The following is a 16,643-nucleotide window of genomic DNA, read 5'->3' on the forward strand; positions in this document are numbered from 1 at the left end:
TTGACCTGGCGTGGATGACGTGGAGAAGTACTGCCCGGATGCGTTGTGGCATCTCGCCCAACCGTTGCTGCCTGCGCATCCGGAAAGGCATCAGGGTGGTGGTCGACGGCGTACCGATGACCGGGCGATGCTCGCGGCGATCGTCTACGTGCTGGAGTCCGGCTGCTCGTGGCGCAAGCTGCCTGGGTCGTTCCCGGTGCACTGGCGTACCGCGCACCGCCGGTTCTCCGAGTGGGTCAGCCTTGGCGTGATGACCCGTCTGCATCAGGCGATGCTGGACATCCTGGGTGTCGCCGGGCAGATCGACTGGTCGCGGGCGAGTATCGACAGCATGCACGTCCGCGCGCTCAAAAGGGGAATCTGACCGGGCCCAGTCCGGTAGACCGGGGCAAGCCCGGCTCCAAGATCCACGCCATCAGCGAACGCGGTGGACTGCCTGTTCACGTGGACATCTCCGCCGCCAACCTCAACGACCACAAGATGCTGCAGGACATGGTCGACGGCCTCCGGCCGATCCGTCAGCCCGCCGGCCGCCCACGCAAACGGCCGGCGAAGCTGCACGGCGACAAGGGCTACGCCTACCCCGGATGCCGCGAATTGCTGCGGGAACGCAACATCGTGCCGCGCATCGCCCGGCCGGGCATCGAGTCATCGAAGCACCTGGGCCGGCACCGCTACGTCATCGAACGCTGCCTGGAATGGACCACCAGATTCCGGCGCCTGGCCCGCCGCTACGAGCGCAAGGCTTCCCACTACCTCGGATTCCTGCGCCTGGCCTGCGCTCTAATCTGCTTCCGACGCGCCACCCGGCTCAACCTGCTGGCCAGCAACAACCCCAACTGACACACGGTCTTAGCGGGCGGCCCGGCCGCCTTCGGGTCCCTCGCGAGCGGTTGAGATGCTGTACGTATGACAGCGCTCCGCATTCGCACGGGTGGCACCGAGTCACCGACTGTCCTGTTGCTGCACGGTCTCGGCGCCACCGCCGACGTGTGGACCGGGCTGCCGGACGAACCCGGCGCCCGGGCGTGGATCGCGCCCGACCTGCCCGGCCACGGCGGCTCGGCGGCGCTGCTGGAGTACACGTTCGCGGCGGTGGCCGACGCGGTGGCCGATCTGATCGATCCGCGGGGCACGGTCGTCGTCGGGCACTCGTTCGGCGGCGTGGTCGCGCTCCAGCTGGCCGGAAAACCCGGCGTGCACGCCGTCATCGGCCTCGGCATCAAGGTGTCCTGGTCGGCGGAGGAACTCGCCAAGGCGGCCGCGCTCGCCCAACGGCCGGCCCAGGTCTTCGCCACGCGCGAGGAGGCGGAACGCCGCCACCTCCGGGTCGCCGGGCTCGCCGGGCAGGCGCCGGAGGAGGCGGTGGCCGAGGTCGAGGGCGGCTGGCGTACCACCTTCGACCCCCGTGCCTTCGCCGTCGGCGCCCCGCCCATGGAGTCGCTGCTGGCCTCGGCCGGCGTTCCCGTCATCCTGGCCCGCGGCGAGAACGACCCCATGGTGTCGGCCGCGCAGATCCGGGCCCTCGGCGCCGAACCGCACGACCTGCCGGGCCTCGGCCACAATGCTCATGTCGAGGACCCGGCCGTCGTACACACTCTGCTCTCTAGGGTTTGACCCCGAGCACGGCCCCGTTGGCGCCCGGCGCGTCGAAGCGGACCGTGCGCACCCCGGTGAAGCCCGCCGCGCCGAGCCACTGTTCATACTCCACATCGGAGTAGTTGCGGCCGCCGACCGTCTCCACCAACATGTTCATGCCCATCAGGGCGGCCGCCGGCGGCCCGGTGCGGTCGGCGTCGAGCAGCAACTCGGAGACGATGACGAGCCCACCCGGCTCCAGGGCCGCGAAGGCCTTGGCCAGCAGCCGCCGGTTGGTCGCCTCGTCCCAGTCGTGCAGGATCATGCTGAGCAGCACGACGTCGTACCCGCCGGGCAGTGGCCCGTCGGCGAGGAAGTCGCCCGGCGCTGTCGTGATCCGGTCGCCCAGACCGGCCGCGGCGGCCTTCGCCGCGGCGATCTCACACACGTGGGGCAGGTCCAGGACGGTCGCTTCCAGGTCCGGGTGGGTCCGGCACAGTTCGATGGGGTACGCCCCGGAGCCGCCCCCGACGTCGAGCAGCCGCCGCCGGCCCGCCAGATCGACCGCCTCGCCCAGCGCCCGCGCGGTGAACAGCGACGTCGAATACATGGCGTCCCAGAACGTCGACAACATCTGAGGATCGGCGGTGTCGAACATGGACTCCTGGGTCGCCGGGTCCCATGTGAGCGGCCGGTCGGTGCGCAGGGCCTCGCCGACCCGGTGCCACGGCAGATAGGTGCGCTGGTCGCAGTACGTCACCTGGCCGCCGAAGTAGTACGGCTTCCCGCGCACGAGGAACTCCTCGGCCAGCGGCGAGTTGCGGTAGCCGTCGCCGTCGCGTTCGAGCAGGCCGAGCGAGGCGCAGGCGGCCAGCAGCAGGTCGGCCGGCCGTTCCGGGAGCCCGATCTGCTCCTTGGTCAGGGTGCGCCCGCCCGCGAGCCGCGTGAAGAGGTCCAGCTCCACCGCGGCCGCGAACGTCTTGAAACTCCAGAACCCGGTGACGAGCTCCATCAGGGGTGTGGGCGTCAACATCCGTCGATCATGTCGTCAGGACGAGCTTGCCCGTCACCCGCCCCTGTGCCAGCCGGTGCATCGCCGTGGGCGCCTCGTCGAGCGGGTAGGACCGTTCCAGGGGAGGGGCGGTGAGCGCGGCCAGGGCCTCCAGGTCGGCCCGGCGGGTCAGCGCGAGGGGAGCGCGCAGTGTCTGCCGGGTGAAGGGGGAGACGGCCAGGAGCTGAAGGCTGCGCTCCATGCCGCCGAGGAAGCGGCCGCCGTCCTCGCCGCCCGCGATGGCCAGGACGCCGCGCGGCTTGAGCAGCCGGCGCAGCTCGCCGAGCGGGCGGTTGCCGCCGCACTCGACGATCAGGTCGTAGCGGCCGGACAGCGGCGTGGTCGTGTAGTCGATGACGCTGTCGGCACCGAACCCTTCGACCGCCTCGATCTTGCCGGGGCTGGTGGCGGCGGTGACCCGGTCGCCGCGCGCCTTGGCCAGCATGACCGTGAAGGCGCCGACCCCGCCGCCGGCGCCCAGCACCAGCACGTCACCCCGGCCCTTAGCCAGCACGAGGCGGGCGGTGGCGCCGGAGGTGGGCATCGAGGCGGCCTGCTCGAAACTCAGGTGGGCCGGTTTCGGGAAGAGCTTGGCCGGCTTGGCCCGGGCGAACTCGGCCCAGGTGGAGCTTCCCGAGCCGTACACCTCGTCACCGGGTTTGAACCCGGTGACCTCGGCGCCGACCGCGGCCACCCGGCCGGCCAGATCCATGCCGATCGTGCGGCGGCGGGGCTTGCCGAGGCCGAAGCCGAGGCGGGCCACCAGCGGCAGGCCGGTCATGGCGTGCCAGGCGCCGCGGTCGACGCCGGCCGCACGGACCTCGACCAGCACGTCCTTGGGGCCGGGCTCGGGCTTGGCGACCTCGTCGAGGCGGAGGACGTCGGCGTTTCCGTACGAGTCCTGAACGATCGCTCTCATGTCTGCTCACCCTCCGGGTACTGGAACACGTCGTCGAGGCCCACGCCGAACACGCGGGCGATCTGGAAGGCCACCTCGAGGGACGGCGAGTAGCGGCCCTGCTCGATGGCGATGACGGTCTGCCGGGTGACGCCGATCCGGTCGGCGAGCTGGGCCTGCGTCATCTCACCGTGCGCGAACCGCAGCGAGCGGATCGCATTGGTGATGCGGGTCGGTTTCACCACGGGTGGAACCCGCGGCGATAGGCGACGATGCGGGCGGCCGAGCCGAGCACGGCGCTCAGGACGAACGACAGGTAGATGACGTTGGCGATCCAGAAATGCCGCACCTCGGCGAAGGCGAGCAGCATGGCGGCCACGGCGCCGGCCACGACCAGGCTCTGTCCGATGTGGTCACCGAAGCGGCCGATCTCGCGATCGCGCTGGTCGGTCTGCCGATCCTTGCCGAAGAACATCCCGATCACGATGTTGGCGACGATCCCGCCGCCGACGGTCCAGAGCGCGGCCGCGACGTAGCCGACCCCGGCGGCCAGAAGCACCAGATAGATCCCGTAGCCCAGAACGCTCGTCACGGCGAGGCTCCAGGCCCGTTTCTCCTCGAGAGGCATGCTCCGAATGTAAAAGATCCACGACATCGAGTCAAAGATGTTTTACACGATCCTCAGCGCCGTCTCAGCTTCACTCGCGGAACGCGCTGTCCCGCTTGGCCTCCTCCAACATCCGGCCGAGCTCGTCGGCGGTCTCCGAGGACGGCCGGAACAGCTGGGATCTCTTCATCCGGAACTCACCCCACCAGCGGGCCCACTCCACCGGTGCGCCGCCCGTCGTCCCCGCGTGCCCGAGTGCGCCGCCGAGAAAGGACAGGAACGGGAGGAGATCGGGGTTGCGGTGCAGGCCCTTCCGCCGGATCTCGGTGACGAGCCGATGGACTCCTTCGTCGGTGCGCAGATCGTCGAATGCCTGCCGCATCTCCGGGACGCCCGCCGGCGCCTTGCGGGCAACGAAGGCCGACACCACGCGGCGATCGCGGTACCGCTGCCAGAGCTTGTGCAACCAGACGGCGACCATGCCGGCCGGGACGATCAGAGCGAGCAGCAGTGCCCACGGAACAAAGGCGATGAGGGTGAGGTAACCGGCCATCGCGGCCAGCCATCCCACGTACGGAAGCAGGGCCGCCGGCCAGCTCCTCGTCCGCACTGCTCGCTTGAGACGCCGCTCCCTCCGCCGCTGGCGCACGTACTCGGCGAAGTTTCGCGCCAGTGCCGGGGCCAGTATGGATGGCAGAGCGAGCCAGCCCCGGCGGCGGGACGGCGGCTCGTTACGTGCCGCCAACAGCGCGGCGGACGGCCAGAGCCACAGCCAGAGCGCCGACAAGGCCGCGGCAACGGCCAGCGTGCCGAGCATCGGCTGTGCCCCGCGGAAGGATTCAGCGGCGGCGATCGCCGCGGGCATCAGGGCGAACAGGGCCAACGGCCCGATCACCCAGATGCCGACGGTCATGGCCGCCGCCTTCACCTCCAATGAACCGACGCCGAACCGGCTGAATCTGTTCCGGACGTGTCGTTCCAGACCGCTCCGGCTGGCCATGAACACGCGAATGGCCCACGTCTCGAAGAACAGCAGAGGTGCCGCCGCCGCGCCCCACAGCCACCTGGTGCCGGCCCCCGGCAGGAACGGCAGCAGGAGGGCCATGCCGAGTGGCCCGGCCACCAGGGCCACGGGCGGCACCGCCAGGAGCAGGTCGGCTACCTGCGGCAACCGGCCCGGGAACGGCAACCGCTGCATCTGGATGCGGGTGGAGCGGCGCTCCCGCCACAGGCGCCCGTCCAGGCTGAGGTCGATCAGCGTCTGCCTGATCTGGGGCTCGAGGCGGGCCGCCGCCGGCCCGGCCCGGCGCACCTGCCGGTACGCCTCGTCCCGCAACCACACGCTCTCGCTGGCGAAGGCCCCGGCCAGATATTCGACCGCCTTCTCGGCGCCCGCCGCCGCGCACAGCTCGACCACCCACTTGCGGTCCAGCAGGCTTCCCCGTTCCCAGGCCCGCGCGAGGATGCGGTCCGCCGCCTCGCTCACCGCATGCTGCGCGATGTCCTCCGGGGTGAGCGCGTCGGCCATCAGGTCGAGCAGATAGAGGGCGCCCGGTGGCCACAGCTCGGATTCGTCCCCGGCCGCCGTCAGCAACCGCTGCTCGAGCGCCGACAGCAGATCGGTGGACAACTCGGCCCGTTGGCTCTGGAGGATCACCACCGCCGTCTCCCGCCAGCGGCCGTCCGCGAGCAGCTGCGCCGGTGTCACCGCGCCGTCGCCTCTGATCACCGCGCACGTCGCGAAGTACTCCTGAAGGCGCCGGTGCGAGAACGTGATCCGGGTGCGCGCGCCGGCGTCCGCGTAGCGGGCGAGATGGCAGTAGAGCAGCGCGCCGATCGCCGAGTCGACCTCCTCGACGGGCGAGCCGATGTCGCGGGACAGCCGCTCGGTGATGGCGGCCCGTCCGGCGGTGAGGCCGAGATCGGGCTCGGTGAGCATCACGAAAGCCAACTCCTCGGCGACCCGCCGGGTGGCGTCGACCTCCACCGCGAAGCGGTACTCGATCCGGTCGCGGTCGCGGGTCAGCCGGGTCCGCACGTAGCTCTCCATCACCGCGTGGGTGCTCGACGGCAGCGACCCCGTGGCGCGCACGAATTCGCAGAACAGGCTCAGGAACAGCGGGTTGTCGGTGAGCTGCTGCACCTGGAGCTCCATGCCGTCCAGCCCGTCGAGGACGGTCCGCTCGACGGCGGCGTCCAGGTCGGCGTTGCGGATGAACCGCTCGCGGCGTTCCCGGCTCAGCGGCATCACCCGCAGGAGCGGCTTCCCGCTGCGGGTGGGCCCGCGGAACTCCCGGCTCGCGATCACCGCCCGGCTCTGGCCGAGACCCACGAATCCCGCGATGGCCTCCACGTACGCGTCGATGACCGGGCCGGCCTCGGTCGCGCTCAGGATCGCCGGGATCTCGTCGAACGAGTCGAACAGGAACAGCCAGCGCCCCTGCTCCCGGTCGGTGTCGAAGCGTTCCTCGAGGTAGCGGTCGATGTCCCGGCTGCGGCTCGGATTGAGGTTGTCGCGGACGAAGCGCTCGACATCGGCGGCCGACACCCCCGCCCGTACCTCGAAATTCTTGAGATTGAGATAGAAGGGCAGCACGCTGCGCTCGGTCGGCCGCCGCCGCACCTCGTCGGCCATGGTGGCGGCCAGGTGGCGCAGCGCGATGCTCTTCCCGGCGCCGGGTTCACCCTCCAGGATGACCAGGCTGTCCTCCCGCACGCGCAGCGCCTCGGTCAGCGACGGCAGCCGCTGCACGCGGGCCGCCGCCCGCCTGCGGAACCACGCCCGGGCCGGCGCCTCGACCTCCACCTCGGCCTCGAGCTCGGTGAACTGGCTGTCCCGCCACTCCTCGTTCACGGCCAGGCTGTGCACGTCGTCCCACAGCACCGAGGCCAGCTTGGCCCGGCGGCGCGCCTCACGGGAAGGCGGGGGAGCGGACTCGGGCGGCCGCGGCGCGGCGGTCACCAGCGCGACGATGACCAGCGCCGCGACGATCAGCGCCAGGATCAGCCAGGGCCGCCACGGGTCGTCCGTGAAGAACTTCGGCACCTTCTCGGAGGCGTAGTTGACGACCAGGCCCTGGACGGTGCCCAGCACCACCGCGACCACCGTGACGACCAGCAGGGAACGCCGCACCGCGCACCTCCTCCGGTCGCGACGGTATCAACGGAATTTGATCTCGCTCTCCGGTTGCCGCCGCAAACGATTGAGGTGAGGATCGATGCCATCCCCCAAGGGTTGGAGGCGGTACCGTTGTCCCTGCTCACCGCGCTCGACCGCCAGCACACTGTGGCGCCGGCCGGGTACAGCCGGTGGTTGATCCCACCGGCCGCGCTCTCCGTGCATCTGTGCATCGGCCAGGTCTATGCGACCAGCGTCTACAAGAACTCGTTCATCGCGCACTTCGACGCCAGCCAGACCGCGATCGGCATCATCTTCAGCATCGCCATCGTCATGCTGGGCCTGTCCGCGGCCGTCGGCGGCACGTGGGTCGAGGCGAACGGCCCGCGCAAGGCCATGTTCGTCTCCGCCTGCTTCTGGGCGGCCGGCTTCCTGGTCAGCGCCCTGGGCATAGCCACCGATCAGCTCTGGCTGGTCTACTTCGGCTACGGCTTCCTGGGCGGCATCGGCCTCGGCATCGGCTACATCTCGCCGGTCTCCACGCTGATCAAGTGGTTCCCCGACCGCCCCGGTCTCGCCACCGGTCTGGCCATCATGGGCTTCGGTGGTGGCGCTCTGATCGCCAGTCCGGCTTCGCGGCAATTGCTTTCCCTGTACGACTCGGACTACGACCCCAACGTGGCCACCTCCGTGGCGTCGGGCCACGCCCTGGTGCTCCTGTTCCTGACCTTGGGCATCGGCTACTTCCTGATCATGATGTTCGGCGTGGCCAACATCCGGGTACCGGCCGAGGGCTGGAAGCCGGCCGGTTGGGACCCCGCCTCCGTACGGGAGAAGCCCCTGGTCACCACCGCGAACGTGTCGGCCGCGAACGCCATCCGGACAAGAGCGTTCTGGCTCCTCTGGATAGTCCTGTTCTGCAACGTGACCGCCGGCATCGGCATCCTCGAACAGGCCAGCCCCATGATCCAGGACTTCTTCCGCTCGGACGGCGTCTCGACAGTGAGCGTCGCCGCCGCCGGCGGTTTCGTGGGCGTGCTGTCCCTGTTCAACATGGCCGGCCGCTTCGCCTGGTCGTCGACGTCCGACCTGATCGGCCGCAAGCCCATCTACATGGTCTACCTGGGCGTCGGCATGGTCCTCTACCTGCTGCTGGCCCTGGTCGGCGACGTCGCGACGGCCCTGTTCGTCCTGCTGGCCGGCGTGATCCTCTCCTTCTACGGAGGAGGTTTCGCCACGGTTCCGGCATACCTGAGAGACCTCTTCGGGACCTACCAGGTCGGAGCCATCCACGGCCGCCTGCTCACGGCGTGGTCCGCCGCCGGCGTGGCCGGCCCGCTGATCGTCAACGGCTTCCTCGACCAGCAGGGCAAGCCTGGCACCCTGACATCGTCGGCCTACCAGCCGGCCCTGCTCACGATGGTCGGCGTCCTGGCCGTCGGCTTCATAGCAAACTTGCTGATCCGCCCGGTCCCGTCGAGCTATCACGAGCCGACGTCCACCCCAGCCGCGAAGGAGGCCGCCGCATGACCACCGAAGACACCACCACCACAACCAGCACGGTCCGCCTGGTCCTGTCGTGGCTCCTGGTCGCGGTCCTCCTCGGCTACGGCATCGTCCAGACCGCCATCACCGCCGCCAAGCTGTTCGAATGAGGTGCACACCGGCCGTGTCCCCGGGGCGCGGCCGGTCTCAGCCTGTTCGATCCCGGCCGTATCCGTGCCGCATCCGAAATCTCATCGGATCGGTCCCGGTCGCCGTCACGTGGACGATCAGCGCGGACCGGAGCGGCTCCTGAACCTCCGCGCGCTTCCATTCGAGCGAGGTGAACAGTTCCGCGGCACCGTCGAGCTGGGCCGCGGACAACGAGGCGGAAACCCGGCCCACGCTGTCAGCGCGCGAATGCGCTCGATCGGCTCCGCATAGAGTCGGACCACGAGGCCGGCCAGCGCTTCTTCCGCCCCGGGCTCTCCGCGCGACGCTCGCTCGGCGGCCTCGGTCAGGCCGGGCGGAGCGGCTGCGACCCACTCGGCGCGGCGTTCTTCCGTCTCGGCGGCCTCGCGCGCCAGCACCTGCTGGACCTCGCGTGATCTGGTCAGGCCACGATCGGCCAGCCAATCGGTCAGCCCGGGGCCGTCGAGCAGCTCCGCGTCACAGTTCCCGAGCCCCCGGATGCCCGTCTGATGGTGCAGCGTCCAGCACGCGATCTCCCGGCCGGCGCCGTCCGAGACGAGGATCGTCGGCCACCCCATGCAGAGGCAGTGATCTCCCGTGCCGCCGTCCACCACAGCGAGCCGCCGAGCCAGCTGACCGATGTCCTCCCCCGAAACCATTGTGCGAGCAGCGTCCGGTTCGTCGATCTCATCGGCGTACGCCTCGACGATCAGCACCTCAGATGCCTGCGCCAACACGTGTTCCAGCAAGGCTGTACTGGGAGCCACGTCGTCGCTGTTGCGTTCCTGACCGCCGATCACGGCGGCGAGACTACATCGCCCGGACGTCGATGATCACGGCTTCCGGGCCCAGTCCCAGGTAGTCCAGGAACAGGAGGATCGGGAGGGCGGGGCGCACTCGCGTGCCGTCGGCCGGGTCGCCGTCGTCGCGGACCCGGAAAGTCTCCAGGCGGGCGTCTCGGACCAGCTCTCTCATCTCGGCCGGGCCCAAAGGCGGCAGCCCAGCCTCCGAGCGCGTGTTCTCCTCGGCCCAGAACAGGTCGGAGAAGGCCGTCACCTCGGCCGAGCGCTCGCATCCGGGCTCGCGGTATCGCTCCGGCATCTCCTCGAAGAACGAGCTCACCGCCGGGTGCGGTGGCCGGCCGTTGTCCAGGCGCGGGCTCACCGCCAGCCAGCCGCGGCCGGCCAGGGTCAGCCGGCACATCGTCGACGGCCGGGGTTCGGGGGCGGTCGGCCTCGACGGGACGTCACGTGCGTACCACTGGGCTATGTGTGACGGCGGCAGCGTGCCGCCGACCACGAGCTCGCCGGTCCCGCGGTCGAGGACCATGCTCGGCACGCCCTCGGGCTCGCCGGGTGGGAAGCGGGCGGAGAGGACCCATCCGAGCTCGAACTCGTACAGGACGGGCTCCGAACCGGGCGGGGCCCATTCGCGGGCCCTTTCCTCCGCGTCGGCCCGGCTCAGTGGCGTCATGATCCTTACTGTAGGGGTGCCGTCGACTCGCGGGTGATCAGGCGGGGCGGGATCGTCTCGGTGCCGGAGCCGGCGTTGCCGTCGATGGCCGCGAACAAACGCTGTGCGGCCAGGCGGCCCAGCTGTTCGAGGTTCATGTCGATGGTGGACAGTGGCGGTCGGGCGTTGGCGGCCAGGATGTTCCAGTTGTCGAAGCCGATGACCGCGACCCGGCCCGGCACGTCCAGGCCCCCCTGGTGCAGCACGTCGAGGACGCCCCGGGCGATCTCGTCGGATCCGGCGAAGATGGCGTCGACGCCGGGGTCCCTCTGCAGCAGCATGCGGGTCGCTCCGCGGCCCCACGCCTCCGACCATGCTCCGTACCAGACCTGATCGCCCGCCAGGGCCAGGCCTTCCGACTCGAGGCGGTCGAGCGCCCCCGCGGCTCGGTCGCGGGCCGCGCCGTACGTCGCGTCGCCCGTGATGTGGGCGATGTGGCGGCGGCCGTGGCGGATCAGGTGGTCGACGGCCATGCGGCCGCCGCCGACGTTGTCGGTCACCAGGGACAGGTCGGCCGGGTTGTCCGAGGGGGAGTAGGCGTAGATCACCGGCACCGGCAGGTCGCCCAGCGACGGGCGGGCGTCCGGGCGCGCGCCCACCACGATCAGGCCGTCGACCCGGCGTGACAGCAGCGCGCGCAGGTGGTGGCGCTCGCGCACGTTATCGCCGCGGGCGTCGCAAAGGAAGACCGACGTTTGGTCAGATCCGAAGGCATCTTCGGCTCCCATCAGGATCGGTATCGAGAAGCGGCCTTCCAGGTCGGAGGTCAGCAGGCCCACCGTTCCGCTGCGCTGCGTGATCAAGCCCTGGGCCAGGGTGTTCGGGGAGAACGACAACTGCTCGGCCGCCCTCACCACCTTTTCGCGCGTGGTGGCGCGCACCTGGGGCTGTCCGTTGAGTGCCTTCGACGCGGTCGCGATCGAGACGCCGGCCAGCTGAGCGACGTCGCGGAGCGTGACCGTGCGGGTCGGCGGCTGGTCTCCGTCCGATGACGACGGAGCGCCCATCGAAGCTCTTGACAAGAAATTTCCTCCGTATTACGTTCCTGAAAACGTTTTCGGTCCCCAAAACCCCAGGTCGCTGCGCTGAAGGCTACCCCATAACGGGCATGACCGAAAACTCACCGAAAACATGGAGGTGCATCCGTGCGACGCACGATATTGAAAGGCATCGCTGTCGCCGCCCTCGCGGGGCTCATGACGCCCGCGGTTGCCGCCTGTGGGGGCGGGGACGACAAGGGCAATCCCACCGCGGCGCTGGCCGAGGTGACCGCGGAGGGGGTCGACGACGGCTCGGAGCTCACGCTCTGGACCCGTGCGCCGCTCGAGCTTCAGGCCAAGGCGCTCGTGGACGCGTACAACAAAAGCCACAAGAACCAGGTGAAGCTGACCATCGTCCCGAACGACGACTATGTCGCGAAGGTCGGTGCGGCGGCCGGCAGCGGCGATCTGCCCGACCTGTTCGCGGCCGACATCGTCTACGTGCCGAACTGGACGAAGGCCGGCCTGTTCGCCGATCTGACGAGCAACATCGGCAAGCTGCCGTACGCCGACAAGATCAACCAGGGGCACATCCAGGCCGGCACGTTCGAGGGCAAGAAGTTCGTGCTGCCGTTCGTGCTCGACCTGTCCGTCATCTTCTGGAACAAGAAGCTCTACAAGGAGGCCGGGCTCGACCCCGAGAAGGGCCCGACCACCCTCGATGAGTTCAAGGAGCAGGCGCTCGCCGTCCAGAAGCTGAACAAGCCGGGCGTCAACGGCACCTACTTCGGTGGCAACTGCGGCGGCTGCGGCGTGTTCACCTGGTTCCCGATGGTCTGGGCCAGCGGCGCCGACGTGATGGACGCCGAGGGCAAGAAGTCGCTGCTCAACAGCCCCGAGGCGCAGAAGGTCTACAGCACCTGGAGCGAGCTCCAGAAGGCCGGCGCCATCGCCGCCGGCTCCAAGGACGAGACCGGCGCGACCTGGGTCGCCGCCTTCCAGGAGAACAAGATCGGCGTCATGCCGTACCCGGCGACGCTGCTGCCGACCGCGGCCAAGACCGTGGACGTCGGCGTCACCGCGATCCCGGGCGCCTCGGCCGGTGAGGGCTCGACCTTCGTCGGCGGCGACGGCATCGGCGTCTCCAAGGACTCCAAGAAGGCGCAGCAGGCCTGGAACTTCCTGTCCTGGATGATGTCCGAGCAGGGGCAGGTCGACGTCCTGGCCGCCAACAACACCTCGCCGTCGCGCACCGATCTGGCCGACAACCAGTACTCGGCCAAGGACCCCCGGGTCGCGACGATCAACAAGGTGGCGGCGTCGCCGCAGAGCAAGACGCCGGTGGCGGTCAACTTCCAGCAGGCGTTCAACGCTCCGGGCAGCCCCTGGGTGACCCTCTTCCGCAACCAGGTCTACGGCGACGGATCGAGCCTCGAGAAGGACAACGAGGCCATCACGCAGGTCCTGGGTCAGTGACGAAAAGGCGGCGCCGGGAGACCGGCGCCGCCCAAGGAGGAACCTCCCGTGGCATCACCTCTCGTCGCGCAGCGGAAAGCGAGCGCGGCGCCGCTGAAGCGAACAATGAAAAGGCGCGACCAGATAAAAGGCTGGGGATACGCCACCCCCACCGCTGTCTTCGTGCTGCTCTTCTTCGTCGTGCCGATCATCATCGTCGCCCGGATGTCGGTCTCCGACTGGGGCCTGTTCGCCGGCGACCAGGGCTGGAACGCCCCGGAGAACTACCAGGACGTCCTCGACGACCGGCTGCTGTGGCCGGCGGTGTGGTTCACCATCAAGTACACCGTCGTCACCACGGTGATCCTGCTGGCCCTGGCCCTCGGACTGGCGCTGCTCGTGCAGGAGTCGACCCGCTGGACCGGTTTCCTGCGGACGTCGTTCCTGATCCCGTCGGCGCTCGGCCTGGCCTCGGCCTCACTGCTCTTCTACGCCCTCTACTCTCCGCAGAGCAGCCCGCTCGACTTCTTCGGCCCGGTGTCGTTCCTCGGTACACCCGGCAAGGCGCTGTGGTCGACGGTCGCGCTGATCGTGTGGCGGTTCGCCGGCTTCTACATGCTGCTCCTGCTCGTGGGTCTCCAAGGCATTTCCGGAGACGTGTACGAGGCGGCGCGGCTGGACGGCGCGAACCGGTGGCACACCTTCCGGTACGTCACCCTGCCGCTGCTCAAGTCGTCGATCGCGCTCTGCACGATCCTCTGCGTCACGGGCTCCTTGCTGGCCTTCGACCAGTTCTACATCCTCACCAAGGGCGGGCCGGACAACAGCACGATCACCATCGTCCAGCTCGTCTACAACATGGCCTTCCAGGGCCAGAACAACCTCGGGCGGGCGGCCGCGCTGTCGATCCTCATCCTCGTCGCGCTCCTCGTCCTCAACGCCCTCCAGTTCCGCGGCCTCCGAGACAAGGAGAGCTGAGCATGTTGCGCTTCGTCCGCATGCCCCAGTACGTACTCACCGGTGCCTTGGCTCTGCTCTTCCTCTTTCCTCTGGTGTGGGCTTCGTACGCCTCGGTGAGCCCGCAGCCCGGCACCGCGCAGACCAGCGGCTTCGGCTTCGCCAACTACGAGACCCTGGCCAACTATCAGGCCGGCATCGGGCAGTACCTGCTGAACTCGACGCTCGTCTCGGCCATGACCGTGCTGTTCACGCTTGGCGTGGCCACCTTCGGCGGCTACGCGTTCGCGATGTTCAGGTTCCCCGGCCGCAACGCGCTGTTCCTGGTGACCCTGGCGATCCTCATGGTGCCGTACGCGACCCTGCTCATCCCGCTCTACGTGCTGCTCAACCAGCTCGGGTTGCAGAACTCGCTGTTCGGCCTGGCCCTGGTGCTCACCATGTTCCAGTTGCCGTTCGCCGTCTTCATGATGCGCATCTCGTTCGAGGCGATCCCCAAGGATCTCAAGGAATCGGCCGAGGTGGACGGCTGCGGCAGCTTCCGCGCGCTGACCCACATCCTGATGCCGGCCGTGAAGCCGGGCCTGATCACCGTGGGCCTGTTCGCCTTCCTGGCCGCCTGGAACGACTTCATCACCCCGCTGGTGCTGATCAGCGACTCCGAGAAGCTGCCCCTGCCGCTGGCCGTGGCCAACATGCGCCAGCAGGTGATGGGCATCGTCGACTACGGAGCGACGGAGGCCGGCGTGGTCGTTCTCGCGCTGCCCTGCATCGTGCTGTTCCTCGCCCTCCAGCGGCACTACGTCCGTGGTTTCATGTCCGGCGCACTCAAGGGTTGATCAACACGTGACCATCAACGAAGCACTCCCCACTCGTACGGACTGGACCGAGCGCGGGGGCACTCCCGCCGTGCCCAGCACCGGCCGTCTTCGTCCCCTCGGCCTGCGCGAGGTCACCCTGCGCCCCGGTTTCTGGCAGCAGCGCCAGGAGACCAACCGGGCCGCGTCGCTGGCGCACATCGAGCACTGGCTCGAAAAAGCGGGCTGGTTGCCCAACTTCGACGCCGCCGTCGAGGGCCGGCTGCCGGCCGACCGCCGCGGCCGCGAGTTCTCCGACAGCGAGGTCTACAAGCTTCTGGAGGCCATGGCCTGGGAGTACGGCCGAGCCGGCGACCCGGACCTCGACGCGCGCTACCGGGCCGTCGTCCGCCGGGTCGCGGCGGCCCAGGAGGACGACGGCTACCTGAACACCAACTTCGGCCGTACGGGTCAGCAGCCCCGCTACAGCGACCTGGAATGGGGCCACGAGCTCTACTGCTACGGCCACCTGATCCAGGCCGGGGTCGCCGCCGCCCGGTCGTACGGCCTCGATGACGAACTGGCCCAGGTCGCCATCCGCGCGGCCGACCACGTCTGCGCGACGTTCGGCCCCGACGGCATCCCGTCGGTCTGCGGTCACCCGGTGATCGAGCCCGCCCTGGCCGAGCTCTACCGCGTCACCGGCGACGGCCGCTACCTCGACCAGGCCAGCCTGTTCGTCGAGCGCCGGGGCCACCAGGTCCTCGACGACATCGAGTTCGGGCGGGCGTACTTCCAGGACGATCTGCCCGTCCGCGAGGCCGGCGTGCTGCGGGGTCACGCCGTCCGCGCGAACTATCTGGGCGCGGGCGCGGTCGACGTGGCCGTCGAGACCGGCGACACCGACCTGCTCGAGGCGGTGGCCCGGCAGTGGCGCAACGCGGTGGCCCGACGCACCTACATCACCGGCGGGGTCGGCTCGCGGCACCAGGACGAGGCCTACGGCGACGACTACGTCCTGCCGGCCGACCGGGCGTACTCCGAGACCTGCGCCAGCGTCGGCTCCATCATGCTGAGCTGGCGGCTGCTGCTGGCCGAGGGCGACCCGCGTTACGCCGACCTGATCGAGCGCACGCTGTTCAACGTCATCGCGGCCTCGCCGGCCGACGACGGCACCCGGTTCTTCTACACCAACACGCTGCACCAACGGGTGCCCGGCACCGAGCCGCAGCCCGACCAGATCGTCCCGCGGGCCGCCTCGAGCCTGCGTGCGCCCTGGTTCGCGGTCTCCTGCTGCCCGACCAACCTGGCCCGCACCTTCGCCGGGCTCGGCGCCTACCTCGCCACCACCGACGAGGACGGCGTCCAGATCCACCAGTACGCGGCCTCGGCCATCGACGTCTCCCTGCCGGGCGGCCGCGCGGTCGTCCTGGAGATCGACACCAAGTACCCGGCCGAGGGCCGGATCGCGGTGCGGGTCGTGCGTGCCCCGGAGACCCCGTGGACGCTCAGCCTGCGCGTGCCCCAGTGGGCCGAGGGCGCCACTGTGGACGACGGCTCGGGCAAACACCGGGTCGAGCCCGGCACGGTGCAGATCCGCCGCCGCTTCACCCCGGGTGAGGTCGTCGTCCTCGACCTGCCGGTCACGCCCCGGGTCACCTTCGGAGACCCGCGGATCGACGCCGCGCGCGGCAGCGTCGCCGTCGAGCGCGGCCCCGAGGTGTACTCGGTCGAGTCGGTCGATCTGCCCGGCGGCCTCAGCGTCGACGAGGTGCGCCTCGACCTGTCGGCCGGCCTGACCGAGCGCGACGGCGAGGTCGTCGCGTCCTTCCGCAAACTGCCCACGGGCAGCGATTCGTGGCCGTACGGCCCCGCCACCGCGCCGGCCGGGGAAGCCACCACCTTCGAGGCGCCACTGCGGCCGTACCACCGATGGGCCCGCCGCGGCCCCTCCACCATGCGCGTCTGGCTGCCGGTCAACGGCGACTGACGGCCTGCATCACACCCCCGTAGAAA

The 16,643-nt window shown here is 69.8% G+C and carries 16 protein-coding genes; 8 read left to right on the forward strand and 8 right to left on the reverse strand.

Annotated features, from left to right (window positions below; translation table 11 throughout):
- Nucleotides 1–19: 19 nt before the first annotated feature.
- Together ACQP2X_RS21705 and ACQP2X_RS21710 are read left to right on the forward strand one after the other, a co-directional pair.
- A protein-coding gene (locus ACQP2X_RS21705) for an IS5 family transposase (RefSeq protein ID WP_498700918.1) occupies nucleotides 20–843 on the forward strand; the annotation gives its coding sequence in 2 pieces (ribosomal slippage) (nucleotides 20–349 and nucleotides 352–843; 822 coding nt in all).
- Nucleotides 844–909: 66 nt separating this feature from the next.
- Nucleotides 910–1,617 carry an alpha/beta fold hydrolase gene (locus ACQP2X_RS21710; protein ID WP_498699719.1) on the forward strand — a complete coding sequence of 236 codons (708 nt, stop codon included), beginning with the start codon at nucleotides 910–912 and terminating at the stop codon, nucleotides 1,615–1,617.
- Here ACQP2X_RS21710 and ACQP2X_RS21715 read toward each other — a convergent pair.
- The 5 genes from ACQP2X_RS21715 to ACQP2X_RS21735 form a co-directional block, all read right to left on the reverse strand.
- Nucleotides 1,607–2,611 carry a methyltransferase gene (locus tag ACQP2X_RS21715; RefSeq protein ID WP_498699720.1) on the reverse strand — a complete coding sequence of 335 codons (1,005 nt, stop codon included), beginning with the start codon at nucleotides 2,609–2,611 and terminating at the stop codon, nucleotides 1,607–1,609. The genes ACQP2X_RS21710 and ACQP2X_RS21715 overlap by 11 nt on opposite strands.
- A 7-nt stretch (nucleotides 2,612–2,618) precedes the next feature.
- A complete protein-coding gene (locus ACQP2X_RS21720) occupies nucleotides 2,619–3,548 on the reverse strand; it encodes an NAD(P)-dependent alcohol dehydrogenase (protein ID WP_498699722.1) in 930 nt (309 codons plus the stop codon).
- Nucleotides 3,545–3,772 (reverse strand): helix-turn-helix transcriptional regulator, encoded by a 228-nt coding sequence (locus tag ACQP2X_RS21725; RefSeq protein WP_360260393.1) that lies wholly within the window; start codon nucleotides 3,770–3,772, stop codon nucleotides 3,545–3,547. Before ACQP2X_RS21725 ends, ACQP2X_RS21720 begins: the two co-directional genes overlap by 4 nt.
- Nucleotides 3,766–4,155 carry a hypothetical protein gene (locus tag ACQP2X_RS21730; RefSeq protein WP_498699724.1) on the reverse strand — a complete coding sequence of 130 codons (390 nt, stop codon included), beginning with the start codon at nucleotides 4,153–4,155 and terminating at the stop codon, nucleotides 3,766–3,768. The genes ACQP2X_RS21725 and ACQP2X_RS21730 overlap by 7 nt, the downstream gene beginning before the upstream one ends.
- A 70-nt stretch (nucleotides 4,156–4,225) precedes the next feature.
- Entirely contained in the window at nucleotides 4,226–7,267 is a 3,042-nt protein-coding gene (locus ACQP2X_RS21735) for an NACHT domain-containing protein (protein WP_498699725.1), read from the reverse strand.
- 123 nt (nucleotides 7,268–7,390) lie between these two features.
- Here ACQP2X_RS21735 and ACQP2X_RS21740 point away from each other — a divergent pair, with 123 nt between their 5' ends.
- Together ACQP2X_RS21740 and ACQP2X_RS21745 are read left to right on the forward strand one after the other, a co-directional pair.
- Nucleotides 7,391–8,782: an OFA family MFS transporter gene (locus ACQP2X_RS21740; protein ID WP_498700993.1), complete on the forward strand. Its 1,392-nt coding sequence runs from the start codon at nucleotides 7,391–7,393 to the stop codon at nucleotides 8,780–8,782.
- Nucleotides 8,779–8,907, forward strand: coding sequence for an MFS transporter small subunit (locus ACQP2X_RS21745; protein ID WP_498699726.1), 129 nt, complete (start codon nucleotides 8,779–8,781; stop codon nucleotides 8,905–8,907). The genes ACQP2X_RS21740 and ACQP2X_RS21745 overlap by 4 nt, the downstream gene beginning before the upstream one ends.
- Before the next feature lie 117 nt (nucleotides 8,908–9,024).
- Here ACQP2X_RS21745 and ACQP2X_RS21750 read toward each other — a convergent pair whose 3' ends face one another.
- The 3 genes from ACQP2X_RS21750 to ACQP2X_RS21760 are packed head-to-tail and all read right to left on the reverse strand — an operon-like array spanning nucleotide 9,025 to nucleotide 11,445.
- Nucleotides 9,025–9,726, reverse strand: coding sequence for a hypothetical protein (locus ACQP2X_RS21750; RefSeq protein ID WP_498699728.1), 702 nt, complete (start codon nucleotides 9,724–9,726; stop codon nucleotides 9,025–9,027).
- A gap of 10 nt (nucleotides 9,727–9,736) precedes the next feature.
- Nucleotides 9,737–10,399 (reverse strand): SUKH-4 family immunity protein, encoded by a 663-nt coding sequence (locus tag ACQP2X_RS21755; RefSeq protein ID WP_498699729.1) that lies wholly within the window; start codon nucleotides 10,397–10,399, stop codon nucleotides 9,737–9,739.
- 5 nt (nucleotides 10,400–10,404) lie between these two features.
- Entirely contained in the window at nucleotides 10,405–11,445 is a 1,041-nt protein-coding gene (locus tag ACQP2X_RS21760) for a LacI family DNA-binding transcriptional regulator (RefSeq protein WP_498699730.1), read from the reverse strand.
- Nucleotides 11,446–11,583: 138 nt separating this feature from the next.
- On the opposite strand from ACQP2X_RS21760, the gene ACQP2X_RS21765 reads away from it, so the two are divergent.
- Genes ACQP2X_RS21765 through ACQP2X_RS21780 form a run of 4 tightly spaced genes read left to right on the forward strand, consistent with a single transcriptional unit; the run spans nucleotide 11,584 to nucleotide 16,617 of the window.
- Nucleotides 11,584–12,894: an ABC transporter substrate-binding protein gene (locus ACQP2X_RS21765; RefSeq protein WP_498699731.1), complete on the forward strand. Its 1,311-nt coding sequence runs from the start codon at nucleotides 11,584–11,586 to the stop codon at nucleotides 12,892–12,894.
- Nucleotides 12,895–12,942: 48 nt separating this feature from the next.
- A complete protein-coding gene (locus ACQP2X_RS21770; protein ID WP_498699732.1) occupies nucleotides 12,943–13,851 on the forward strand; it encodes a carbohydrate ABC transporter permease in 909 nt (302 codons plus the stop codon).
- Nucleotides 13,852–13,853: 2 nt separating this feature from the next.
- Nucleotides 13,854–14,669 carry a carbohydrate ABC transporter permease gene (locus ACQP2X_RS21775; protein ID WP_097328591.1) on the forward strand — a complete coding sequence of 272 codons (816 nt, stop codon included), beginning with the start codon at nucleotides 13,854–13,856 and terminating at the stop codon, nucleotides 14,667–14,669.
- A 7-nt stretch (nucleotides 14,670–14,676) separates the two neighbouring features.
- The gene (locus ACQP2X_RS21780; protein WP_498699734.1) at nucleotides 14,677–16,617 is read left to right on the forward strand and encodes a glycoside hydrolase family 127 protein; all 1,941 of its coding nucleotides are present in this window, start codon (nucleotides 14,677–14,679) and stop codon (nucleotides 16,615–16,617) included.
- Nucleotides 16,618–16,643 lie beyond the last annotated feature (26 nt).

It is taken from the genome of Actinoplanes sp. CA-131856 (assembly GCF_050956135.1).
Taxonomy (GTDB): Bacteria; Actinomycetota; Actinomycetes; order Mycobacteriales; family Micromonosporaceae; genus Actinoplanes.